This is a genomic window from Agrobacterium sp. H141, from assembly GCF_057158725.1.
This window is the reverse complement of the sequence record NZ_CM169893.1, coordinates 1,638,628-1,659,735: the sequence shown is the minus strand read 5'-3', so window position 1 is coordinate 1,659,735 and position 21,108 is coordinate 1,638,628. Positions and strand designations below refer to the sequence as shown.

The 21,108-nt window shown below is 59.1% G+C and carries 16 protein-coding genes and 1 tRNA gene; 7 read left to right on the top strand and 10 right to left on the bottom strand.

Translation table 11 applies throughout. The features are described 5' to 3' along the window. The first annotated feature begins 17 nt into the window (after positions 1–17). The 5 genes from ACWPM9_RS07585 to rsgA all read left to right on the top strand — a co-directional run bounded on the left by ACWPM9_RS07585 (position 18) and on the right by rsgA (position 6,601). Complete coding sequence (locus ACWPM9_RS07585) at positions 18–1,637, top strand: ABC transporter substrate-binding protein (protein ID WP_428187241.1); 1,620 nt, start codon at positions 18–20, stop codon at positions 1,635–1,637. A 100-nt stretch (positions 1,638–1,737) separates the two neighbouring features. Further along, on the top strand, positions 1,738–2,682 hold the full coding sequence (locus tag ACWPM9_RS07580; protein ID WP_428187242.1) for an acetamidase/formamidase family protein: 945 nt from the start codon (positions 1,738–1,740) through the stop codon (positions 2,680–2,682). Beyond that, the gene (locus ACWPM9_RS07575) at positions 2,679–4,394 is read left to right on the top strand and encodes an ABC transporter ATP-binding protein (RefSeq protein WP_484757279.1); all 1,716 of its coding nucleotides are present in this window, start codon (positions 2,679–2,681) and stop codon (positions 4,392–4,394) included. The genes ACWPM9_RS07580 and ACWPM9_RS07575 overlap by 4 nt, the downstream gene beginning before the upstream one ends. Before the next feature lie 131 nt (positions 4,395–4,525). Further along, positions 4,526–5,293 carry a 2-oxo-tetronate isomerase gene (otnI, locus tag ACWPM9_RS07570; RefSeq protein WP_484757278.1) on the top strand — a complete coding sequence of 256 codons (768 nt, stop codon included), beginning with the start codon at positions 4,526–4,528 and terminating at the stop codon, positions 5,291–5,293. A 309-nt stretch (positions 5,294–5,602) separates the two neighbouring features. Further along, entirely contained in the window at positions 5,603–6,601 is a 999-nt protein-coding gene (gene rsgA / locus ACWPM9_RS07565; protein WP_484757620.1) for a ribosome small subunit-dependent GTPase A, read from the top strand. A gap of 41 nt (positions 6,602–6,642) precedes the next feature. Here rsgA and ACWPM9_RS07560 read toward each other — a convergent pair. Beyond that, positions 6,643–6,718: transfer RNA gene (locus ACWPM9_RS07560), tRNA-Ile, on the bottom strand. A 169-nt stretch (positions 6,719–6,887) separates the two neighbouring features. Here ACWPM9_RS07560 and ACWPM9_RS07555 point away from each other — a divergent pair. Beyond that, positions 6,888–7,625 (top strand): SIMPL domain-containing protein, encoded by a 738-nt coding sequence (locus tag ACWPM9_RS07555; RefSeq protein ID WP_428187245.1) that lies wholly within the window; start codon positions 6,888–6,890, stop codon positions 7,623–7,625. A 103-nt stretch (positions 7,626–7,728) separates the two neighbouring features. Here the strand turns inward: ACWPM9_RS07555 and ACWPM9_RS07550 are convergent, their stop codons facing one another. The 8 genes from ACWPM9_RS07550 to ACWPM9_RS07515 form a co-directional block, all read right to left on the bottom strand. Beyond that, on the bottom strand, positions 7,729–8,088 hold the full coding sequence (locus tag ACWPM9_RS07550) for a hypothetical protein (protein ID WP_428187246.1): 360 nt from the start codon (positions 8,086–8,088) through the stop codon (positions 7,729–7,731). A gap of 177 nt (positions 8,089–8,265) precedes the next feature. Then, a complete protein-coding gene (locus ACWPM9_RS07545) occupies positions 8,266–8,688 on the bottom strand; it encodes a secondary thiamine-phosphate synthase enzyme YjbQ (protein ID WP_484757277.1) in 423 nt (140 codons plus the stop codon). An 81-nt stretch (positions 8,689–8,769) separates the two neighbouring features. Then, positions 8,770–10,278 carry a putative bifunctional diguanylate cyclase/phosphodiesterase gene (locus ACWPM9_RS07540; RefSeq protein ID WP_484757276.1) on the bottom strand — a complete coding sequence of 503 codons (1,509 nt, stop codon included), beginning with the start codon at positions 10,276–10,278 and terminating at the stop codon, positions 8,770–8,772. 261 nt (positions 10,279–10,539) lie between these two features. Next, positions 10,540–11,697: a DUF930 domain-containing protein gene (locus tag ACWPM9_RS07535; RefSeq protein ID WP_484757275.1), complete on the bottom strand. Its 1,158-nt coding sequence runs from the start codon at positions 11,695–11,697 to the stop codon at positions 10,540–10,542. A 193-nt stretch (positions 11,698–11,890) separates the two neighbouring features. Next, complete coding sequence (locus ACWPM9_RS07530) at positions 11,891–12,748, bottom strand: EamA family transporter (RefSeq protein WP_484757274.1); 858 nt, start codon at positions 12,746–12,748, stop codon at positions 11,891–11,893. A 114-nt stretch (positions 12,749–12,862) separates the two neighbouring features. After that, positions 12,863–14,908 (bottom strand): RNA polymerase sigma factor RpoD, encoded by a 2,046-nt coding sequence (gene rpoD, locus ACWPM9_RS07525; protein ID WP_428187251.1) that lies wholly within the window; start codon positions 14,906–14,908, stop codon positions 12,863–12,865. Between the two features lie 487 nt (positions 14,909–15,395). Further along, positions 15,396–17,393 (bottom strand): DNA primase, encoded by a 1,998-nt coding sequence (dnaG, locus tag ACWPM9_RS07520; protein ID WP_484757619.1) that lies wholly within the window; start codon positions 17,391–17,393, stop codon positions 15,396–15,398. Between the two features lie 186 nt (positions 17,394–17,579). Beyond that, on the bottom strand, positions 17,580–18,029 hold the full coding sequence (locus ACWPM9_RS07515; RefSeq protein ID WP_484757618.1) for a GatB/YqeY domain-containing protein: 450 nt from the start codon (positions 18,027–18,029) through the stop codon (positions 17,580–17,582). A 331-nt stretch (positions 18,030–18,360) separates the two neighbouring features. Here ACWPM9_RS07515 and carA point away from each other — a divergent pair, with 331 nt between their 5' ends. Further along, positions 18,361–19,566, top strand: coding sequence for a glutamine-hydrolyzing carbamoyl-phosphate synthase small subunit (gene carA / locus ACWPM9_RS07510; RefSeq protein ID WP_484757273.1), 1,206 nt, complete (start codon positions 18,361–18,363; stop codon positions 19,564–19,566). A gap of 105 nt (positions 19,567–19,671) precedes the next feature. On the opposite strand, the gene ACWPM9_RS07505 is transcribed toward carA, so the two are convergent. Continuing rightward, positions 19,672–21,072: an MATE family efflux transporter gene (locus ACWPM9_RS07505; protein ID WP_484757272.1), complete on the bottom strand. Its 1,401-nt coding sequence runs from the start codon at positions 21,070–21,072 to the stop codon at positions 19,672–19,674. Between the last annotated feature and the right edge of the window lie 36 nt (positions 21,073–21,108).

The following is a 21,108-nucleotide window of genomic DNA, read 5'->3' as shown; positions in this document are numbered from 1 at the left end:
TAAAAGGGGAACTGCTTATGTTTAGACGTTTGCTTCTCAACTCCACGACGGCGGCGCTCTTTGCGCTGACACCGCTTACGGTCAACGCCCAGGACACGCCAAGTCAAGGCGGCGACATCGTCGTCACCTACAAGGACGACATTACCACGCTCGATCCGGCCATCGGTTACGACTGGGTCAACTGGTCCATGATCAAGAGCCTTTTCTCACGTCTCGTCGACTATGAGCCCGGCACCGCAAACATCGTGCCGTCGCTGGCCGAGAGCTTTGAAGTCGCACCTGATGGCCTCACCTATACCTTCAAGCTGCGCAAGGGCGTGAAATTCTCCAACGGTCGCGATGTTGTCGCCTCCGATGTGAAATACTCGCTGGAACGCGCCGTCAATCCGAAGACACAAGGCCCGGGCGCCGGCTTCTTCGGTGCGATTGCGGGTTTTGACGAGATGACGGCTGGGACAGCGGACACCATGTCCGGCATCGAAACGCCGGATGATGGTACGGTCATCTTCCACCTCACCCGTCCTGACGCCACCTTCCTGCATGTGCTGGCGATCAACTTTGCCTCGGTCGTGCCAAAGGAAGCCGTCGAAGCGGCCAACGGCGATTTCGGCAAACATCCCGTCGGCTCCGGAACCTTCATTCTGAAAGACTGGACCATTGGCCAGAAGCTGGTGTTCGACAAGAACCCGGACTACTACGTCAAGGATATCCCGCATATCGACAAGGTGACGGTTGAAGTGGGCCAGGAGCCACTGGTCGCCCTGCTTCGGCTGCAAAAGGGTGAAGTCGATATCGCAGGCGACGGCATTCCGCCGGCAAAGTTCCTCGAAATCAAGAACTCGCCTGAAGGCGCCGACATGATTGTCGACGGCGAACAACTCCACACCGGCTACATCACCCTCAACACCAAGGTGAAGCCGTTCGACGACGTCAAGGTGCGCCAGGCCATCAACATGGCTGTCAACAAGGAGCGTATCGTGCGCATCCTGAACGGTCGCGCAACGCCTGCCAACCAGCCGCTTCCGCCGCTGATGCCGGGCTATGACAAGGACTACAAGGGCTATCCATTCGACGTGGAAAAGGCCAAGGCCCTGCTCACCGAAGCCGGTTATCCGGATGGCTTCGAGACCGTGCTCTTCTCCACCAATACCGATCCGCAGCCCCGCATCGCCCAGGCCATCCAGCAGGATCTGGCAGCCATTGGCGTCAAGGCTGAAGTTCGCGCTTTGGCGCAGGGCAATGTCATTGCCGCCGGCGGCACCGAAGGCGAAGCCCCGATGATCTGGTCGGGCGGCATGGCCTGGATCGCAGACTTCCCGGATCCATCCAACTTCTACGGCCCGATCCTCGGTTGCGCAGGCGCAGTTCAGGGCGGCTGGAACTGGTCGTGGTATTGCAACGAGGCACTCGACAAGCGCGCCATCGCCGCAGACGCGATGTCGGACCCGGCACAGACCGCAGAACGCCAGGCTGTCTGGGGCAAGATCTTCACCGACATCATGGATGACGCGCCCTGGGTACCGGTCATCAACGAACGTCGCGTGGTGGCAAAATCGCTGCGCATGGGCGGTCCGGACAACATCTACATCGACCCTACCCGCGTCATCAATTACGATGCGATCTACGTAAAGCAATAACAGCACAACAGCGAAATTGCCTCTCAAACGCCCCTCTCCCCATTCGGGGAGAGGGTTCAAGGCGAAAGGGGCAGTCGCCTATTTCTAGGGAGCTTCAACAATGTGCGTCGCATGCAACCACACCATCCATAGCGCTCAACATAATTTCGGCTGGAACAAGGATTTCCCGCCATCCCTGACGGCAAAGCCGGGCGAAACCATTCTGTTTGAGTGCCTGGATTCCTCCGGCGGCCAGATCGGCCCCGATGCGACGCTCGACACACTCGCCAATCTCGATTTCGGTAAGATCAACCCGGTCTCCGGCCCAGTCTATGTCGAGGGCGCTGAACCCGGTGATGCGCTGAAAGTCACCATCAACAAGTTCCACCCGTGCGGCTACGGCTGGACCGCCAATATTCCGGGCTTTGGCCTGCTGGCAGATCAGTTCGCCGATCCGGCACTGCATGTATGGACCTACGATACCCAGACCATGGCGCCCGCAGCCTATGGCCCAGGCGGCAAGGTACCGCTGAAGCCCTTCACCGGCACCATCGGTGTCGCCCCTGCAGAGCCCGGCCTCCATTCGGTCGTGCCGCCACGTCGCGTCGGCGGCAATATGGATATCCGCGACCTGTCGGCCGGCGTCACGCTTTACCTGCCCGTGGAATGCAAGGGCGCCTTGTTCTCTGTTGGCGACACCCACGCGGCCCAGGGCGATGGCGAGGTCTGCGGAACCGCGATCGAAAGCCAGATGAATGTCGAGCTGACGCTCGATCTGGTCAAGGGTGCCAACCTGAAGAGCCCACGCTTCACGGTAACCGAGCCTGTCACCCGCCACCTCGATGGCGCCGGTTACGAAGTCACCACCGGCATCGGACCCGATCTGATGACAGGGGCTCGCGAAGCCCTCATGCGGATGATCGACTTGCTGGGCAGTGAGCACGGCATGAGCGCCGTCGACGCCTATCTCCTGTGCTCGGTCTGCGGTGATCTGAGGATCAGCGAAATCGTCGACGCCCCCAACTGGGTCGTTTCCTTCTACTTCCCGAGGATCGTCCTTTCGTGACACAGCAACAAAAAGGCACAGCGCCGGTTCTTTCGGTCCGCAATCTCTCGGTCGACGCCCGCACACCGACCGGTCTGAAGCGCATTCTCGACGGTGTGAGCTTTACGCTCAACGCCGGCGAGACTTTGTGCCTTGCGGGCGAATCCGGCTCCGGTAAATCGGTAACCTCTCTTGCCACCATGGGGCTTTTGCCAAAGGCATCGCTGCGTGTGGCCTCAGGCGAAATCCGCCTCGGCGAGCGCAATTTGCTCGGTCTTTCGGAACGGGCCATGCGCCGGATAAGGGGTGGCGAGATCGCCATGATCTTCCAGGAGCCTATGACCTCGCTCAATCCGGTCATGACCATCGGCGCGCAACTGACCGAGGCCATCCGCGAACATCGCGACGATCTCACGCAAAGCCCGGAAATCGTGGCAAAACAGATGCTCGATGCCGTGCATATGACGCAGGCAGCCCACCGCCTCACGCAATTTCCCCATGAACTTTCCGGTGGCATGCGCCAGCGCGTGATGATCGCCATGGCGCTGTCGTGCCAGCCAAAGGTGCTGATCGCCGACGAGCCAACGACAGCGCTGGACGTGACAGTCCAGGCCCAGATCCTTACCCTGATGCGCGAACTACGCCAGGAATTCGACACCTCCATCCTGATGATCACCCACGACATGGGCGTCGTGGCCGAGATGGCCGATCGTGTCGCCATCATGCAGAATGGCCGCATCGTCGAACAGGGCGATGTTATCGACATCTTCGAGACACCGGCCGAACCCTATACGCGGGAACTGCTCGCTGCGGTCCCGCATCTGGGGGCACTCGCCGGAACCGACGGTCCCCCACGCGTCACCGAGGCCGCTCGTCTCCCGGCCCAGCCGCAACCGATCCTCGAGGTGGCCGAGCTAAGCGTCACCTATGGCGCAAAAAGCGGCTGGTTGGGTCGTGGCACCGCCCCACCGCCCACCGTCAGCAATATCAACTTTTCCTTGAAGGCTGGCGAGACGCTGGGGCTGGTTGGTGAAAGCGGCTCGGGCAAATCGACCACCGGCAAGGCCGTGCTCGGCCTCATTCCCTTTGACGGCAGCGTTCGCATTGCCGGACGCGAGGTATTTCAGTCGTCCCCGTCGATCATGTTGCCGATCCGTCGTGCGGCACAAATGATCTTTCAGGATCCCTACGCCTCGCTCGACCCGCGCATGAATGTGGGATCGGCGGTCGCCGAGCCGTTGGTGATCCACAATATCGGCAATGCTTCCGAGCGCCGCGACCGCGTTGCCGCCCTCCTCAAACGCGTCGGGCTGACACCCGATGCGGCCGGACGCTACCCACACGAATTCTCCGGCGGGCAACGGCAACGGATTTGCATCGCCCGCGCGCTGGCCCTGGAGCCCAAGCTGATCGTTGCCGACGAAAGCGTTGCAGCGCTCGACGTATCGGTGCGTGGCCGTGTGCTCGACCTGATGCTGGAACTGCAAGAGCAGATGGGTCTCGCCTATCTGTTCATTTCCCACGACATGGCCGTGATCGAAAAGATGGCACACCACGTGGCCGTCATGCGCGGCGGCCAGATCGTCGAAATGGGCACACGCCGGCAGGTATTCGAGAACCCCGGCAACGACTATACGCAAGCCCTCATGTCGGCTGTCCCCATCCCCGAACCGCGTCGCTATCGCGACAGCAATAGGGCCGAAAGGGAGATCGGGATGATGCGTTCCAGCTGAGCCCTTGGCCATTTCCTTCAGCGCCCCCCTGACTTATTGTCCCTCCCGACAAGGTCGTTCCGGCAAGTGAGTGGGCAAGGTGTGTCCAAGGCCCTTTGGCACGCATGTTGGAATGGAAGAGGAAGACTGAAATGCCCAGATTCGCCGCCAATCTCTCGATGATGTTTACCGAGGTGCCATTTCTAGATCGCTTTCGCGCCGCAGCCGAGTGTGGCTTTAAGGCAGTCGAATTTCTCTTCCCCTATGATCATCCAGCCGAAACCATTGCCGCACGACTGGCCGATGCCGGCCTCAAACAGGCACTCTTCAACATGCCGCCCGGCGATTGGGCAGCCGGTGAGCGCGGACTGGCGTCCCTTCCCGGACGGGAAGCCGACTTCACCGAAGCGCTCGCCATGGCAATCGCTTACGGCAAGGTTATTGGAACATCGTTTCTGCACACGATGGCGGGGATTGCGCCATCTGACGATGCCGCGGCGATCGCCTGCTACCGCGAAAACCTCAAGCGTGCTGCAGAGCGTACCGGAGAGGCCGGCATCGGCCTGGTGATCGAGCCGATCAATGGCCGCGACATGCCGGGCTATTTCCTCAACGACTTCGACCAGGCAATTGGTTTCGTCATCGAAGCCGACGCGCCGCATGTGAAGCTGCAATTTGATATCTATCACCGCCAGATCCTGCATGGCGACGTGATCGTCGCGCTTCGCCGCATGGCACCCCATATCGGCCACATCCAGATTGCCTCTGTTCCCGAGCGCCACGAGCCCATGAGCGGAGAGCTGAACGACCTCCACATCTTCGCCGAGATCGACGCCATAGGCTATCAGGGTTATGTCGGGTGCGAATACCGTCCGGTCGGCTCAACTGCGGACGGACTGGGCTGGCTGAAAGTCGTTTGATTGTCTCTCGCCGGAGATCGTTAACCTGTCCAGGCGTCTCGGCTTGCGCAGAGGCTAATTGAGCCCTCATGCTGTCATGGCCGATCGCCGCTGGACAATCCTTCACGCATGCCGAATAGTCGATCCGATCGCAAGCAGCGAGAGCACTTGCATGGGACCCAGCGACGATTTTCAGACGACAACGACAACCGTTGCCGTTATCACAGCCAGGGTCTAGCAATTTAAGGGTCAAGCGTGCCATCAAATCGACAGGAGCCCGTTTCGGGAGAGCTCTTCGATCTATCCGATCTCGGCTGGCGTTCGTTTTTCATGCAGCAACTCGAAGCGGATGAATTGCCGCTTTTCGAGATTTGCAGGGTCACCGCAGTCCATCGCTCGGTCCTGCATGTTCTGGGCGTCGACATAGACCGGACTGTTGCTCATTTTTCAGCAGGCGATGGCGATGCCGCAGGCTTTGCAACGGTCGGCGACTGGCTTCTGCTGGATCCCGGCACCTGTCAGCCCCTGCGCCTGTTGCGCAGATCGAGCCTCATCAAGCGCCGCGCGCCGGGAAAGAGGCGCGGCCTGCAATTGATCGCCGCCAATATCGACACACTCTTCATCGTGACCTCCTGTAACCAGGATTTCAACATTGCCCGCCTCGAACGCTATCTGACGCTGGCAAGAGAAGCCGACGTTACCCCCGTCGTCGTCGTCACCAAGTCAGACCTCGTGGACGACGCCGAAACATTTCGCCAGTCGGCGGTCGAGCTCTTTCAAGGACTTGAAGTCATCCTTGTCGACGCACGAAAGCCCGATCAGGTGGCAACCCTCCATCCATGGTGCGGCAGGGGGCAGACGGTGGCGTTTGTCGGCTCATCCGGCGTCGGCAAGTCGACCCTGATCAACACCCTGACCGGAGCGGACGCGATCTCGACCCAGGCCATCCGAGAGGATGACGCAAAGGGCCGGCACACCACATCATCGAGGCAACTGCACAGGCTCGAAAGCGGTGGCTGGCTGATCGACACGCCCGGCATGCGCGAATTGCAACTGGCGGACGTTCAGCAAGGTATCGAGGAGGTGTTCACCGACATCACCGAGCTGACCGAATCCTGCCGCTTTCGCGATTGCCGCCACGAAAGCGAACCCGGCTGTGCCGTGCGCGCGGCAACCGAGCGCGGTGAGATCGATCAGAGCCGGCTTGAGCGCTGGAAAAAGCTTCTGGTTGAGGACGCGCTCAACACAAAAAGCCTGGGCGAACGCCGAGGAAGAGACCGTGCGACCGGAAAAACGCCAAAGGCCGAGAAAAAGAATCAGCGCAGGTAGGATACCCCACTGATTCGACGGTGAAGTCCGAAGATAAAAAATGGTGGGCCTGGAGAGACTCGAACTCCCAACCAAGCGGTTATGAGCCGCCGGCTCTAACCATTGAGCTACAGGCCCTGCCCGGCTTCATTTGCCAGAGCGCGGGCAATGGCACCCGCTTGGGCAATCGCTTAGCCCATTTCGTTCGGCACGACAAGCCGTTGCCGTATTCGCTTCACAATCATAGGCTTCACATGCCTCTTAATGGCCGTCATAACGGGGCCAGTCTGATTGAAGGAAGCATAAAATGTCGAGCGTTAAGCCCACCCTCGCGAGCCTGGCCGTCATGCTGGCCACTGTTCCAGCTCTGCCAGGCATCGCCTTTGCGGATCAGGAAAAGCCACGCGAAGCGGTCATCATGGTTTCCGGCGAAGGCGAATCAGCCATTGCGCCCGATATGGCGATTCTCTCGCTGGCAGTCGTGCGCGAAGCCGAAACCGCGGCCGATGCGATGAAAGAAAGCAACACCGCAATGACGGCCGTTCTGGATGCCCTGAAAGGCGAAGGCATCGCCGACAAGGATATCCAGACCTCCGATTTTTCGGTCAATCCGCGCTACACCCAGGAAAAGAACAGCGACGGCGGCTACCAGTCGCCGAAGATCGATGGATATCAGGTGAGCAATCGCCTGACCGTCAAGGTCCGCGACCTGAAGAAACTCGGCGCTATCCTCGACAAGTCCGTCACGCTGGGCGTCAACGAGAGCGGCAATGTGCAATTCACCAATGACGACCCGAAGGAGGCCGTGACGGCGGCCCGCAAACAGGCCGTCGATGAGGCAATTGCCAAGGCGCGGGCACTGACGGAAGCTGCCGGCGTCAAGCTGGGCCGTATCGTCGAAATGAGCGAGAATTTCGCCCGGCCCATGCCGCAGCCGGCCTATCGCATGGCGATGGCGAAGGAAGCCTCCGATGCCGTGCCGATTGCCGGCGGTGAAAACAGCTATTCGGTCACCGTCAACATCACCTACGCCATCGACCAATAACAAAAAAAGGCGCCACCGTGCCAACCCGCTCTGGGCGGAGAGACACAGTGGCGCCAGCCATCCGGTAATCAGGGACGAGGTCCGGACGGCCTGAAACCGTTGCTTAGCGACGGATCAGCGGGCAGCCTGGAACATTGGCAAAGACCATCCGGTCATGGCGGTGGTGGCGATAGCCGGATACCACGACATGGCGAGGAGAAACGCGCTGGATATGGGCGCGGTGCAGACCGTTCCAGCGCGCCTTCTTCACGGCATGACGGGGTGCGCAGGCGGCAAACTGGCGGGAATGATGACGATTGTGGCTGTTATGGCCTTTATTGTGGCCGCGTTCGCCGAACTGGATGGTGAAGCCCGCTCCTGACCCATGGCCATAGCCTCCAGCCGATGCTGTCGATACGGTTGCGGTGAGCGATGCGATGGCGATCAAAGCGGCAGCACCTGCCTTTGCGATCATATTGGTCATGGTCTTCTCCTCTTGATCCTGTGGGCCGGGATGGCAATCTCGCTGTCGTCTGAGCGATTGAGAAGAAGATATGACCTGCCGCCTGAATGCAGTCCGAACCTGCCGTTCAGTTTCCATTCATTCGATCAAGAACCTGAAATCGTTTATTTTATTTTATTTTTTAACGTCTTCTGCCAATCAGGATCCAAGATGCAGAATGATCTCGCGCCGGTGCGGACGGTCGCGATGCTCGAACAGATAGAGCCCCTGCCAGGTTCCCAGCATCAGCCGGCCGCGATGAACCGGCACCGATAGCGACACCTGTGTGAGCGCCGATTTTATATGCGCCGGCATATCGTCTTCACCCTCCATCGTATGGACCACCCATTTCATCGACGGGTCGGAAGACGGCGGGACCAGTCTTCGAAAAAATTCTTTCAGATCGCGTTTGACGTCAGGATCGGCATTTTCCTGAATGAGCAGCGACGCCGAGGTATGGCGCACGAATAGGCTGAGCAGGCCCTCTTCCGGCGAATGCTGCCGGACGAAGTCCTGTGACTTGTCGGTGAACTCGTAGAGGCCCTGCCCGCGCGTCTCGATGGTTAAAACAGTCTGTGGCATCAAGCGTCTCCTGAGATTGTGGCAGAACGGAAAATCGCCCGCGATTGCTGTCCGGTCAAGGAAGCCCCGACACCGGATAGCTCATGCGAAGTGAGGGACGAGGTCCTGGATAGGCGATGGCTTGCCATAGAAAAACCCCTGGTGCCTGCGACAACCGGCACTCAGAAGCCAGTCGGCCTGCGCAGGCGTCTCTATGCCCTCGGCAATCACCTCGAGATCGAGGCCGCGCGCCATGATGAGCACAGCATAGATGATTTCCTGATCCACACGCTCATGATCGATATCGACGATCAGGCTGCGATCCAGCTTCAACCAGTCGATCGGCAAGCGACGCAACGCCGCGATATTCGAATAACCGGTTCCGAAATCATCAAGCGCAATCCTGATCCCTTGCTGGGAAATCCGCGACAATTCCCTGAGCGACGCCGCAACATCGGCAAAGACCAGTTCCTCGGTAATCTCCAGGGCGAGCGCCCTGGGCGGAAAGCCAATCTCCTTCAGAAGATCCCTGATCGTGGTGGACATTTCATTCCACCGGAACTGGCTCGGCGACACATTGACCGAGAGATAGTCCAACCGGCCTGAAACGACATGGGGCAGCGCCGCCTGACACGATTGTCGGGTGATCGACTGAAACAGCGCATCCATCAGCTTGCGCTCTTCGGCGAGCGGGATGAACTGATGCGGCGACAACAGCCCACGCTCTGGATGCTCCCACCGCGCCAGGGCTTCAAGCCCCTTGATGCGTCCCGTCGAAGCATCCACGATGGGTTGAAACCAGGGAATGATCTGGCCACCTGAAATCGCCTCCGCGAGTTCCGTACCCAGACGCATTTTCTCCTCAACCTCGTCCCGCAACACGGCGTTGAACGCTGTCGTTGAACGCCGGCCGTTTCTCTTGGAGGCCGTCAGCGCCATATCGCTGTATCGTTGCAGGTCGCCAGCGGTCTGCGCATCCTGTGGCAAGACGGCGAACCCCACCGAACAGGAGAGCTCGATGTCGCGCCCCTGATCGCCAAACGGTACGGCAAAGGCTGTGGACACACGACTGGCGTCTGCCTCGAGCGCAAGATGGTCACCGGTCACTTTCGCGATCACCGCGAATTCATCGCCCCCCAGTCTCGAGATCAGCGCATCCGGCCAGATGTCGCACAACCGCTGGGCCACCAGTTTCAGAATATCATCTGCTGCCTCATGGCCAAGGCCGTCGTTAAGATGTTTGAAATGATCGATGTCGATGAGAAAAAGTGCAAGCTGGCTACCCTCTGCCACTGCTTTGGCACAGGCGTCCGCCAGAAATTCATTGTAAAAACGACGGTTTGCCAGACCTGTCAGTTGGTCTTCACGAGCCAGCAAAACGGCGCGCTCGCGCTCCAGTGCCAGTTCGCCCGTGCGTTCTTTCACCCGCGTCTCAAGATCTTCAGCAAGACGCAACAGCGACTGGTTAGTGAGCGATAACGCCTTCGATTTTTCCGCCAGCAATTGTTCGGCGTGACGACGTGCAGCCCGTTCCTTTTCCACTAACTGCTCGAGCCGGGCAATCCGCTGTTGAACCGCTTCTACGCTATCGTCATTCGTCCTGGATGCCATCAAACCCCACCTGTATCCGGTATCGCTGCTTTCGGCTCACTGATCCACAACGCTACCAATATCAAGCCAATCATATACTCCCCCAACATAGCGGGTACCGGTCGGCACAAACCGATATAGCGAAACAAGAATATAAATTAGCATACTTTTATTTTAAACAATAACGGATTGCCTGAACAAAACTGGACTCTGAAGCACCAAGAAAGAGTAAACAACGGGGACTACTTACTGGAAATTGCTGGTAAATTATGGCCGCCTCACTCAATGGGGGAGACCGCGCCGTTTCCAGTCGCTGCGCGGAATAGCAGTGCCGACACTGAAGGCGAAGGACACGACCTTGGTGGCCTTCTCGTCGATCTCGCAGCGGAAGTTGAGGTTGTACCACTGCCCCTTTGCGCGGAAGGCAGAGTCGCGCATCTCGAACACGGTTCCCCTGTCCAGCCGGTGCGACGGCAATAGCTCCGGCCAGTACGGTGGCGTACCATTGCGCAATTGCTCGCGCAGTTCGGTCAGACACAATTGATCCGCCCGCACGCCGCGGGGAATATTGGCCATTGCCGTCACCGCCACGGGATCATCGGTGGCGTCACGCGAAAAGAGCTTTTTGGCCTCGTTGAGGACGGGAAGATCCGGCTGGGGACCACCGGAAGCGGTCGCAGACGGATCGTCGGATGTCTCCACGGCAGCAACCTCGGCCTCAGGCAGGGCACCTATGGCAATTCCGTCGGCACCCGACCCGACACCCAGAATATCGACGCCGGGCAGTTGATCCGTCGGTGGCGGTGGCTGGTCGGTTTGCGCAGTCTCTGCATCGCTCTCGGCAGGTCTTGCCGGAGCGGCCTCGTCTTCAGACTTTGCCTCGTCCGGTGTCTGCTCGCCCTCTTCCACGCTATCGCCGTCCAGCGCCTGACGCGCACCGCTTCCTTCGTCGCCAAACTGGAAAACGGGTCTCAGAACCGGAATGGGTACCCGCCGGGCATCATCGCCCCCCTGCTCTCCGCTTGGCGCTTGCGCCGCTGGTTCCTCGGCAGCCGGATGCTCTTCAGGCGCCTGTTCTGGCGTGGGAGGCTCTGGTGGTGGCGAAGGTTCGGGTGGCGTCTGCTCTTCCGGCGGTGGTGGCGGCGCAGGTGGTTCTTCAGGGTCTTCCGGCGCTGGCGGTGGTTCCGGCGGTTGCGCCTCGGCCTTCTCTTCGGCTTTCGGCTCTTCCTCGGCAGGTGCAGCGGCCTCCTCGGGAGGCGCTTCCTGCGCCTTGGCCTCTTCGGGCGGCTGCTCTTGCGTCTGTTCCGGCGGCGGTTGCTCTTCCGGCGGTGGCACGAGCTCCACGCTCACCGTTTCTTCCTTCTCCGGTGAGGACAGCGTGAATGGCAGGTTGATGAAGACGACCAGCATGACAAGCATATGCAGCACGAGCGAAATCACGACGCTCCCGCCCCACCGTCCCCAATATCTCCGGAAATGCTCTTTCATGCCGATGGATAAATACTCTCTGCTCGCACCGGATGTGGCGTCAAATCATGGCTGGATCAAGGGTGGATAACATGTACTGTCGTGAAAAGCGTCAAACGCGCGGAATGTCGATCGTCCCCTGCTCTCACGTGGATAGACGCTCGTTTCAAGATAGCCGCAGAAGAATCACACCAGCGGCGATGATCGCAGCTGCCATGATCCGGCGTTTGCCGACACGCTCGCGCAGCACGAAAGCCGATATCGCCACACCGAACAGGATGGAGGTCTCGCGCAAGGCGGCAACCACGGCAACCGGCGCCAGTGTCATGGCCCAAAGGGCAAGGCCATACGAAGCGGACGTGCCGACGCCACCGATCAGGCCGCTGCTCCAGTTTTCCCGCAGATAGTCAAAAAACAGACCCTTGCGCGTGTAGATCGCCCACCCCGCCAAAGGAATGGAGGTGAGAAAAAAGACCCAGAGCGCATAGGCGACCGGCGCATCGGACTGCCGCACGCCGTGGCCGTCGATCAGGGTATAGGCAGCAATCACACAGGCATTCAAAAGTGCAGTACCGACGGCTGAACCTTCGCCCGTGAGCGGCAGCACGCCGGCGCTTGCGCGTGGGCGATAGGCAAGCGCCAGAACGCCGATGCTGATCACCGCGATGCCGGCCCATGTGAAACCGGCCAGATATTCGCCGATGACGAAAAACGACACCAGCGCCACCAGAAGCGGTGCTGCCCCCCGCATCAGCGGATAGGTCTGGCTCATATCGCCAATGTGATAGGCGCGCGCGATGAGGCTGAAATAGGTTAAGTGACAACAGACCGAAGCGCCGATATACGGCCAGCTTTCGGCCGCCGGTTGCGGCAGGAACGGCAATGCAGCGAGCGCCAGAAGCCCGGAAAAACTGGAGACAAGCGCCGTGGTCAAAAGCTTGTCACTGCCACCTTTGACGATGGCGTTCCATGTCGCGTGCAAGAATGCAGCCAGCATGACAAAGGCAAAGACGGAAAGCGACATGACAACAGAGCTTCTTTTGGCGGGCGCTGGGACTGGGAAAACAGTCACGTGCCTGAAACAAAAATCCCGGCGTCTTTTACGACGCCGGGATGAGAATATTCGAAAGCGAGTGCCTCAGCTGTCGAGGAAGCTTCTAAGCTTGCGCGAGCGGCTCGGATGCTTGAGCTTGCGCAGTGCCTTGGCTTCGATCTGGCGAATACGTTCGCGTGTCACCGAGAACTGCTGACCAACCTCTTCGAGCGTGTGGTCGGTGTTCATGCCGATGCCGAAGCGCATGCGCAGCACGCGTTCTTCGCGCGGCGTGAGCGAGGCGAGAACGCGGGTCGTGGTTTCGCGCAGATTCGCCTGAATGGCAGCGTCGATCGGCAGCAGCGCATTCTTGTCCTCGATGAAGTCGCCCAGATGCGAATCCTCTTCGTCACCCACGGGGGTTTCGAGCGAGATCGGCTCCTTGGCGATCTTCAGGACCTTGCGGACCTTTTCGAGCGGCATGGCCAGCTTTTCGGCCAGTTCTTCCGGCGTCGGCTCGCGACCGATTTCGTGCAGCATCTGGCGCGATGTGCGGACGATCTTGTTGATCGTCTCGATCATGTGCACCGGAATACGGATCGTGCGAGCCTGGTCGGCGATCGAACGGGTGATCGCCTGACGGATCCACCATGTGGCATAGGTCGAGAACTTGTAACCGCGGCGATACTCGAACTTGTCGACCGCCTTCATCAGGCCGATATTGCCTTCCTGGATGAGGTCGAGGAACTGCAGGCCGCGGTTGGTGTACTTCTTGGCGATCGAGATCACGAGACGAAGGTTGGCCTCAACCATCTCTTTCTTGGCGATACGCGCTTCGCGCTCGCCCTTTTGCACCATGGACACGATACGGCGGAATTCCGTGATGGAAATACCGGTTTCGGTCGCAAGGTTCTGGATCTCGCCACGAAGGTCGCGGATCATCTGGTTTTCTTCCTTGGCGAATTCCTTCCAGCCGCGACCGGCCAGATTGCCAATGGACTTCATCCAGTTGGGATCAAGTTCCGCACCCTGATACTGCTCGAGGAAGGCCTCGCGTTTCACGCCATAGGATTCGGCGAGACGCAGCAGGCGACCCTCGTTCTGCATCAGACGCTTGGAGATGTCGTAAAGCTGCTCGACGAGGGAATCGACTCGGTTCTGGTTCAGCGACAACGACTTCACGGCCGTGATCAACTGATCCTTCAGTTCCTTGTAGCGACGTTCCTGACCGGTCGACAGCGTACCGGCACAGGCAAGACGCGCCTCGACCTGCTGATCCTGCAGCTTGCGCAGCTTCTTGTAGGTGTCGGCAATCGTGTCGAGCGTCTCCATGACCTGCGGGCGAAGCTCTGCTTCCATCGCGGCCAGGGACAGGTTCGATTCGTCGTCGTCTTCGTCTTCCTCTTCCGAAGAGCCACCCTCACCGCCGACATTGGTAATGTCGTCGTCTGCTGAACGGGCCTTGCGGGTCTTTTCCTTTTCTTCGGCCAGCTTGCGGTCGGCCTCGATCTTCTCGGGGCTCTGGAACTGCGGAGCAGCCTTGGCCTCTGGACCGGAATAGGTGGTTTCGAGATCGATGATCTCGCGCAGAAGCGTCGTGCCTTCGTTGAGTTCGTCACGCCAGATGATCAGCGCCTGGAACGTCAGCGGGCTTTCGCACAGACCGGCGATCATGGTTTCGCGGCCAGCCTCGATACGCTTGGCAATCGCGATTTCGCCTTCGCGCGACAAAAGCTCTACCGAACCCATTTCGCGCAGATACATGCGCACCGGGTCGTCGGTACGGTCTGTCGGCTCTTTCTTCTTGGCAGTCGCGACTGCGGTACCGGCACTTGGTGCCAGTTCGCCGCCCTGGCTCTCTGTCTCTTCGGAATCGTCGCTGTCGTCGGAGTTCATCTCCTCGACATCTTCATCCTCTACGACATTGATGCCCATGTCGGACAGCATGGACATGGTGTCTTCGATCTGCTCGGAGGTGACTTCCTCCGATGGCAGAACCGAGTTCAACTCATCCATTGTGACGTAGCCGCGTTTTTTCGCGGCCTTGATCATTTTCTTGACCGCGTCATCCGAAAGATCGAGAAGCGGACCATCTGTAGCGCCTTCGCGCTCGGTTTCAGCTTCTTCGTTTTCCTTGACTTTGGTTACCATTCTATCCTGTCGCTTTCCCTGGCGCGTTTTCTCAAGATCACGATACGAGGCCTTTAGGCCCAAGCGAATTGCCCGCCGTCATGATTCGCTCATGCTCTAAAGGAACGGTATGAATTCCCGATTAACCACAATGGTGCCAGTCAGACGCCGAAACATCCGCTTGATTGAATGACCGGCGATACCCTTGTTGATCCGCGCGACCCGTTTAAACCGTAATGCCTTGATTGGTGATTCCCACAATTTCGTCTGGCGTCAAGGCTTTCCGCTACAAATGCCAACGAATTTCCGTAAAATCGTTGCATCCGGTCGGTTTCGCGAAGATCATACTTCCTCCGCCTATTTAGGACGAATGTACCAGCGGACAAGGGCAACACGGCTTTGACGGGCAGCATAATCCCATTTCCATCAAGTTTTTACGCCTTTCACTTGCGAACAAGGCAAATCTTGGACCGCCTCCACTTTTTCCACGATAAAATTGGGCCGATTCTCAGCCGTGACCGATGGCTGCCCCCTTCACACGACCCGACATGACACCGAACCCGTCGACGATCGCCTCTTGATTTTCAAGCCGTGCGATTTCCATCTGCACCTCCTGAAGTGCGCCGATCAACTGGCTCATCCGTTCGCCGTCTCCCTCTTCCGTGACCTGAACCATTTCGGTTTCCAGCTCGCGTCTTTGACGCGACAGCGCCTTGCCACGCTTGTGCAGCGACAGCGCCTGGCGATAGGCCTCGCGCGCATCTTCGATGGCAGCTTCCGACGTCGCAATCCACAGCCGGGCATTGCGCAATTGCTGATCGAGCATGGCAAGAAGCTCGCCATGGCCTTCTTCGTTCAAACGGGCGGCAAGCTCGTCGCGCGACAACCTTGCGCTGGAATTGACGGCAGCCGTCAGCACCGCTGACCAGAGCACCTGCAACGTCTTGTGTTCAAAATCGATGGCAGCCAGCTCGTCATAATCTTCCTGAAGCAGTTCAGGATGGTTGACGATAGCAAGCGCCAGAACGCTTTCCCGCAAGGCCGGCTGGGTCATATAGCCCTTCACCATGCCAGACCGGGTCAGCCGGTCGGAAATGGCACCGCCAAGACCGGCGCCCCTGGGTCCCTTGGCGGCTGGCGGCTGGCGGCCTCCCTGCCCCTGACGGCCCTTGTTCCCGTAACCCGACTGGCCCTCATTGCGAAAGCCGGAGGACGGACGGAAAAATGCATTCAACCGATCCCGCATATCCTGCTGGTAATGGCGGCGCACGCTTTCGTCACCGATCACCGCAATCACCTGCTTGACCCGTCCCTCAAGCTCTGCCCGTTTTTCCGGCGTATCGAAACCACCTTGGCTGATCTCGCGCTGCCAGATCATCTCGGCCAGGGGTTTGGCATCGGCAATCACCCGGTCAAACGGCGCGCGACCATCGTGGCGCACCAGATCATCCGGATCCTTGCCGTCGGGCAACAATGCAAAGCGGACCGATCGGCCAGGCTTCAAATGCGGAAGTGCCAGTTCAGCTGAACGGCTCGCCGCCCGAATACCCGCGCCATCACCGTCAAAGCACAAGACCGGAAGCGGGGTGATCTTCCACAGAAGATCAAGCTGGTTTTCGGTCAAGGCAGTTCCAAGCGGCGCCACGGCATTTTCGATGCCAGCCTGGTGAAGCGCAATAACGTCCATATAGCCTTCGACGGCAATCAGGGTATCGGCGCCGCCGGCGCCCTGCATCGAGCGTCGTGCGCGGGCAAAATTGTAGAGCACATTGCCCTTGTGAAAGAGCTCGGTCTCATTGGAGTTGAGATATTTGGCCATGGCATCCGGCGACATCGCCCGCCCGCCAAATGCAATGACCTTTTCGCGCGACGACAGGATCGGAAACATGATGCGGTCGCGGAAGCGATCGTAGGAAACCGGAATATCCGGCCCGTGAACCACAAGACCGCAGGCCTCGATCTGCTCCTTGGGAACGTCCTTGGACGACAGATACTCCTTCAGCGCGTTGCGGCTTTCAGGCGCATAGCCCAGACGAAAGGTCTCGATGGTGCGGCCGGTCAGTCCCCGCTCGCGTAGATAAGAACGCGCTTTGGCACCGCTGGCCATCTGCAATTGTTCCTGGAAGAACTGCGTTGCCAGCTCCATCACGTCCTGCAGTGTCGTGCGTTCACGCTCGCGCCGCTCGGCCTGCGCGTCAGGCTTCGGCATGGCGATGCCCGCCATATCGGCGATCCGCTCGACGGCTTCGGGAAAATTCAAGCCTTCCAGATCGGTCAAAAACCGGAAATGGTCGCCCGACACGCCGCAACCGAAGCAGTGATAACGTCCCTTCTGGTCCTCGCAGTGAAAGCTCGGACTTTTTTCGCCGTGGAACGGGCAGCACGCCCAATAGTCGCCACGCGGAACATTCGTCTTCTTCCTGTCCCAGGACACACGCGTACCGATGACGTGCGAAATCGGCACGCGGTCACGGATCTCGTCCAGGAAGGAATTGGAAAAACGCATCATCACCTCTGTCAGCGATCATTTCACACAAACAGCCGCCACCCCAGCGTCATTATCATCACAAACGACAGGAGCCAGATTTGGCCCCCTGTTGTTCCCGATATCCACAACGCGCCGGGGCAAAAACGAGAAAGCGCCGCCCGATCCCGAGCGGCGTCGCACATGTGAATGGCCAATGCGGCCAGATTACTTCAACAGGTCCTTCACCACGCCCGAGGCCTTGGAGAAGTCCATCTTGCCTGGATAGCGTTCTTTGAGCGCGTTCATGCAGCGCCCCATGTCACGCAGACCTTGCGCGCCGGTTTCATCGATGACGGAGGCACACAGTTCACGCACCTTTTCTTCCGGCAGCTGTTCCGGCATGAAGCTTTTGATAACAGCGATTTCCTCACGCTCCTGAGCTGCAAGCTCCGGTCGCGCATTGTCATCGTAAATCTTCGCGGACTCGTCCCGCTGCTTGATCATCTTCATCAGGATCTGCATAATCTCGTCATCGCTGACGGGATCCTTGCCGATGCCTCTATTGGCAATATCGCGATCCTTGACGGCAGTCAGGATCAGCCTGACCGTCGAGGTTCGTCGCACGTCTTTTGCCTTCAACGCTTCCTTGAGAACGTTGGCAAGCTTGTCACGCATCATGATTTTTTCTCCGGGAAAAAGCCGGTTTGGGAGCCTGTCGGAATGTGGCTTTTCCTTGACGTTTCTGTCGCTGTCATATCCATAGCCAGAGCAGCAGGCAAATCAAATTGGCAACCCATTGAATTCAATGAGATTAAAATCCACGCTTTCCACAGTGAATAATTGACCTTGAAAGCCGTTCCGACTATTTTCCGGCACCTGCACGGACATTATATAGTCAGACACACTCGGTGCGAGATTTTCGCGCCGCCCTGATCTGCGACAGATATGGCCCTTCCGCCGTCGGTCTTCAAGACCGGCTGCGCGCGGCCGGAAACGGACACCGAACATGACGTCTTCAGCCCCCTGGACAACCGCAAAACCGACCGCCCTGCTCGTTCTCGCCGATGGCACTGTGATCGAGGGCACCGGCATAGGCGCAACCGGCAAGGTGCAGGCGGAAGTGTGTTTCAACACCGCGCTCACCGGCTATCAGGAAATCCTCACCGATCCGTCCTATCTCGGACAGATCGTCACCTTCACCTTCCCCCATATCGGCAATGTCGGTACCAACGACGACGATATCGAGGATCTGACACCCGCCGCCCGCCACGGCGCTGTCGGTGTGATCTTCAAGGCCGATATCACCGAGCCTTCCAACTATCGCGCGGTCAAGGATCTCGATGCCTGGTTGAAGGCCCGCGGCGTAATCGGCCTTTGTGGCGTCGATACCCGCGCGCTCACCGCATGGATCCGCGAGAACGGCGCTCCCAACGCTGTCATCGCCCATGACCCGAACGGCGTCTTCGACATCGACACATTGAAGGCGGAAGCCAAGGCCTGGAGCGGACTGGAAGGTCTCGACCTCGCAAAGGTTGCCACGTCCGGCCAGTCTTCGCAGTGGACCGAAAAGCCATGGGTCTGGGATGAGGAAAGCGCGGACCTCGAGCCGCAAGATGCAAAATACCATGTTGTCTGCATCGACTACGGTGTGAAGCGCAACATTCTGCGCCTGTTCACCGGCCTCGATTGCAAGGTCACGATCGTTCCGGCATCCACCAGTGCCGAGGACATCATAGCGATGTCTCCGGATGGCGTGTTCCTGTCCAACGGCCCGGGCGATCCGGCCGCGACCGGCGAATATGCGGTCCCGGTCATCAACAAACTGATCGACAGCGGCTTGCCGATCTTCGGCATTTGCCTCGGCCACCAGATGCTGGGTCTCGCGCTTGGTGCAAAAACGGAAAAGATGCATCAGGGCCACCACGGCGCCAACCATCCGGTAAAAGATTTCACCACCGGAAAGGTCGAGATCGTATCCATGAATCATGGATTTGCGGTCGATGCCAAGTCCCTGCCGGACGGCGTCGAGCAGACCCATATCTCGCTGTTTGACGGCACCAATTGCGGACTGCGCCTCGTCGGCAAGCCGGTCTTCTCGGTCCAGCATCACCCGGAAGCCTCGCCCGGCCCGCAGGACAGCCACTATCTGTTCCGCCGCTTCGTCAACATGCTGCGCGAAAACAAGGGCGAGCCGGCTTTGACGGAACGCTGAAGCGGAAAACGATATCAGACTTGAAGTTCAGGCCGGTCGCATGCGTGACCGGCCTTTTTTTGAGGCCAGGCAAGCTGTCCTGCAGACTGGCCATTCGCCGACGGCTTAAACGCCCGCTGCTTTCATTTCCTTTTTGAGCAGAATGACAAAGCGCAGGCACATCATCAGTGCCGCGCTGGCAAGGCCGATCAGGAAGCCGAACCAGATGCCGACGCCTCCAAAGCCCAGGGGGAATGCCAGAGCCCAGCCCGATAACATGCCGATGGGCCAATAGGCGATCAGCGCCATGATCATCGGGATCCGCGCGTCCTTGAGCCCTCTCAGCAACCCGCTGAAAATCGCCTGCAGCCCATCCATCAACTGGAAGAAACCACCGACAATGATGAGCGGAACCGCGATGGTAAGAACATGTGCGGCATTGGGCGTTTCCGGATTGAGAAAGATACCGGCAAGCGGCCCGGGGATCACGGCGAACACAAGTCCGTAGATCAGCGAGAGAATGACGCCGATAGCGATGGCGACGATAGACGCCCGCACAAGTTCGGCATAGTCCCCTCGCCCATGGGCGACGCCGACCCTGACGGTTGCAGCTTGAGAAAGGCCAAGCGGGATCATGAAGGCGATGGACGCGAGCTGAAGCGCAATGCCATGGGCTGCCAGTTCCAGCGTGCCGATCTTGCCCATCAACAAGGAAGACGCACTGAAGAAACCGACCTCGGCAATGATTGTCACGCTGATCGGCAGACCGAGATAGAGCACTTCTCCAAGAGCACGCCAGTCCGGCCGCCAGAAGCGCACGAACAATTCGTATTGGCGGGTTTCCTCGCGCGTCTGCACATAAGCGACGAGCAGAAAGAAACTCGTCCACTGGGAAATGACGGCAACGATTGCCGCGCCCTTCATGCCAAGGGCCGGAAATCCGAAATGACCAAGCACCAGGCAATAGGCCAGAACGCCGTTCAGCGTGAGGGTCGCAAGCGTGACATACAAAACGATGCCGGCCCGCCCGATGGCGCTCACCATGGACCGCAACACATAAAACAGCAGCCCCGCCGGCAGGCCGAAAAATGCAATCCGCAGATATCCGGCCGCAAGCGAGGCCACATCAGGTTGTTGCCCCAGCGCGAGCAGAACCGGTGTGGCATTCATAAACAGCGGCATCACCAGAAGCGAAAATCCGAGCGCCACCCACATGCCCATGCGCAGCGAGCGGCGCACGGATACGCCATCGCCTCGGCCATAGGCCTGCGCCACCATCGGCACGACAGCGATCGAAAAGCCCGATCCGAAGACGAACAGCACGAAGAAGAACTGACCTGCAAGCACCATGGCCGCCAATGGAACGGCACCCAATTGCCCGACGATCACGGTATCGGTTGTGTGGATGCCAACCTGGGCAAGCTGTGCGCCGATCAGCGGAATCCCCAGCGACAGCGTCGCGCGAATATGCGCGCTCCAGCGATTGTCCGCCTTGCCGATATGATGCGCTGAAGCCTCGATAGCCATGACCGTTCACCTGTGACGAAAAAAGCCGCTTCCAGG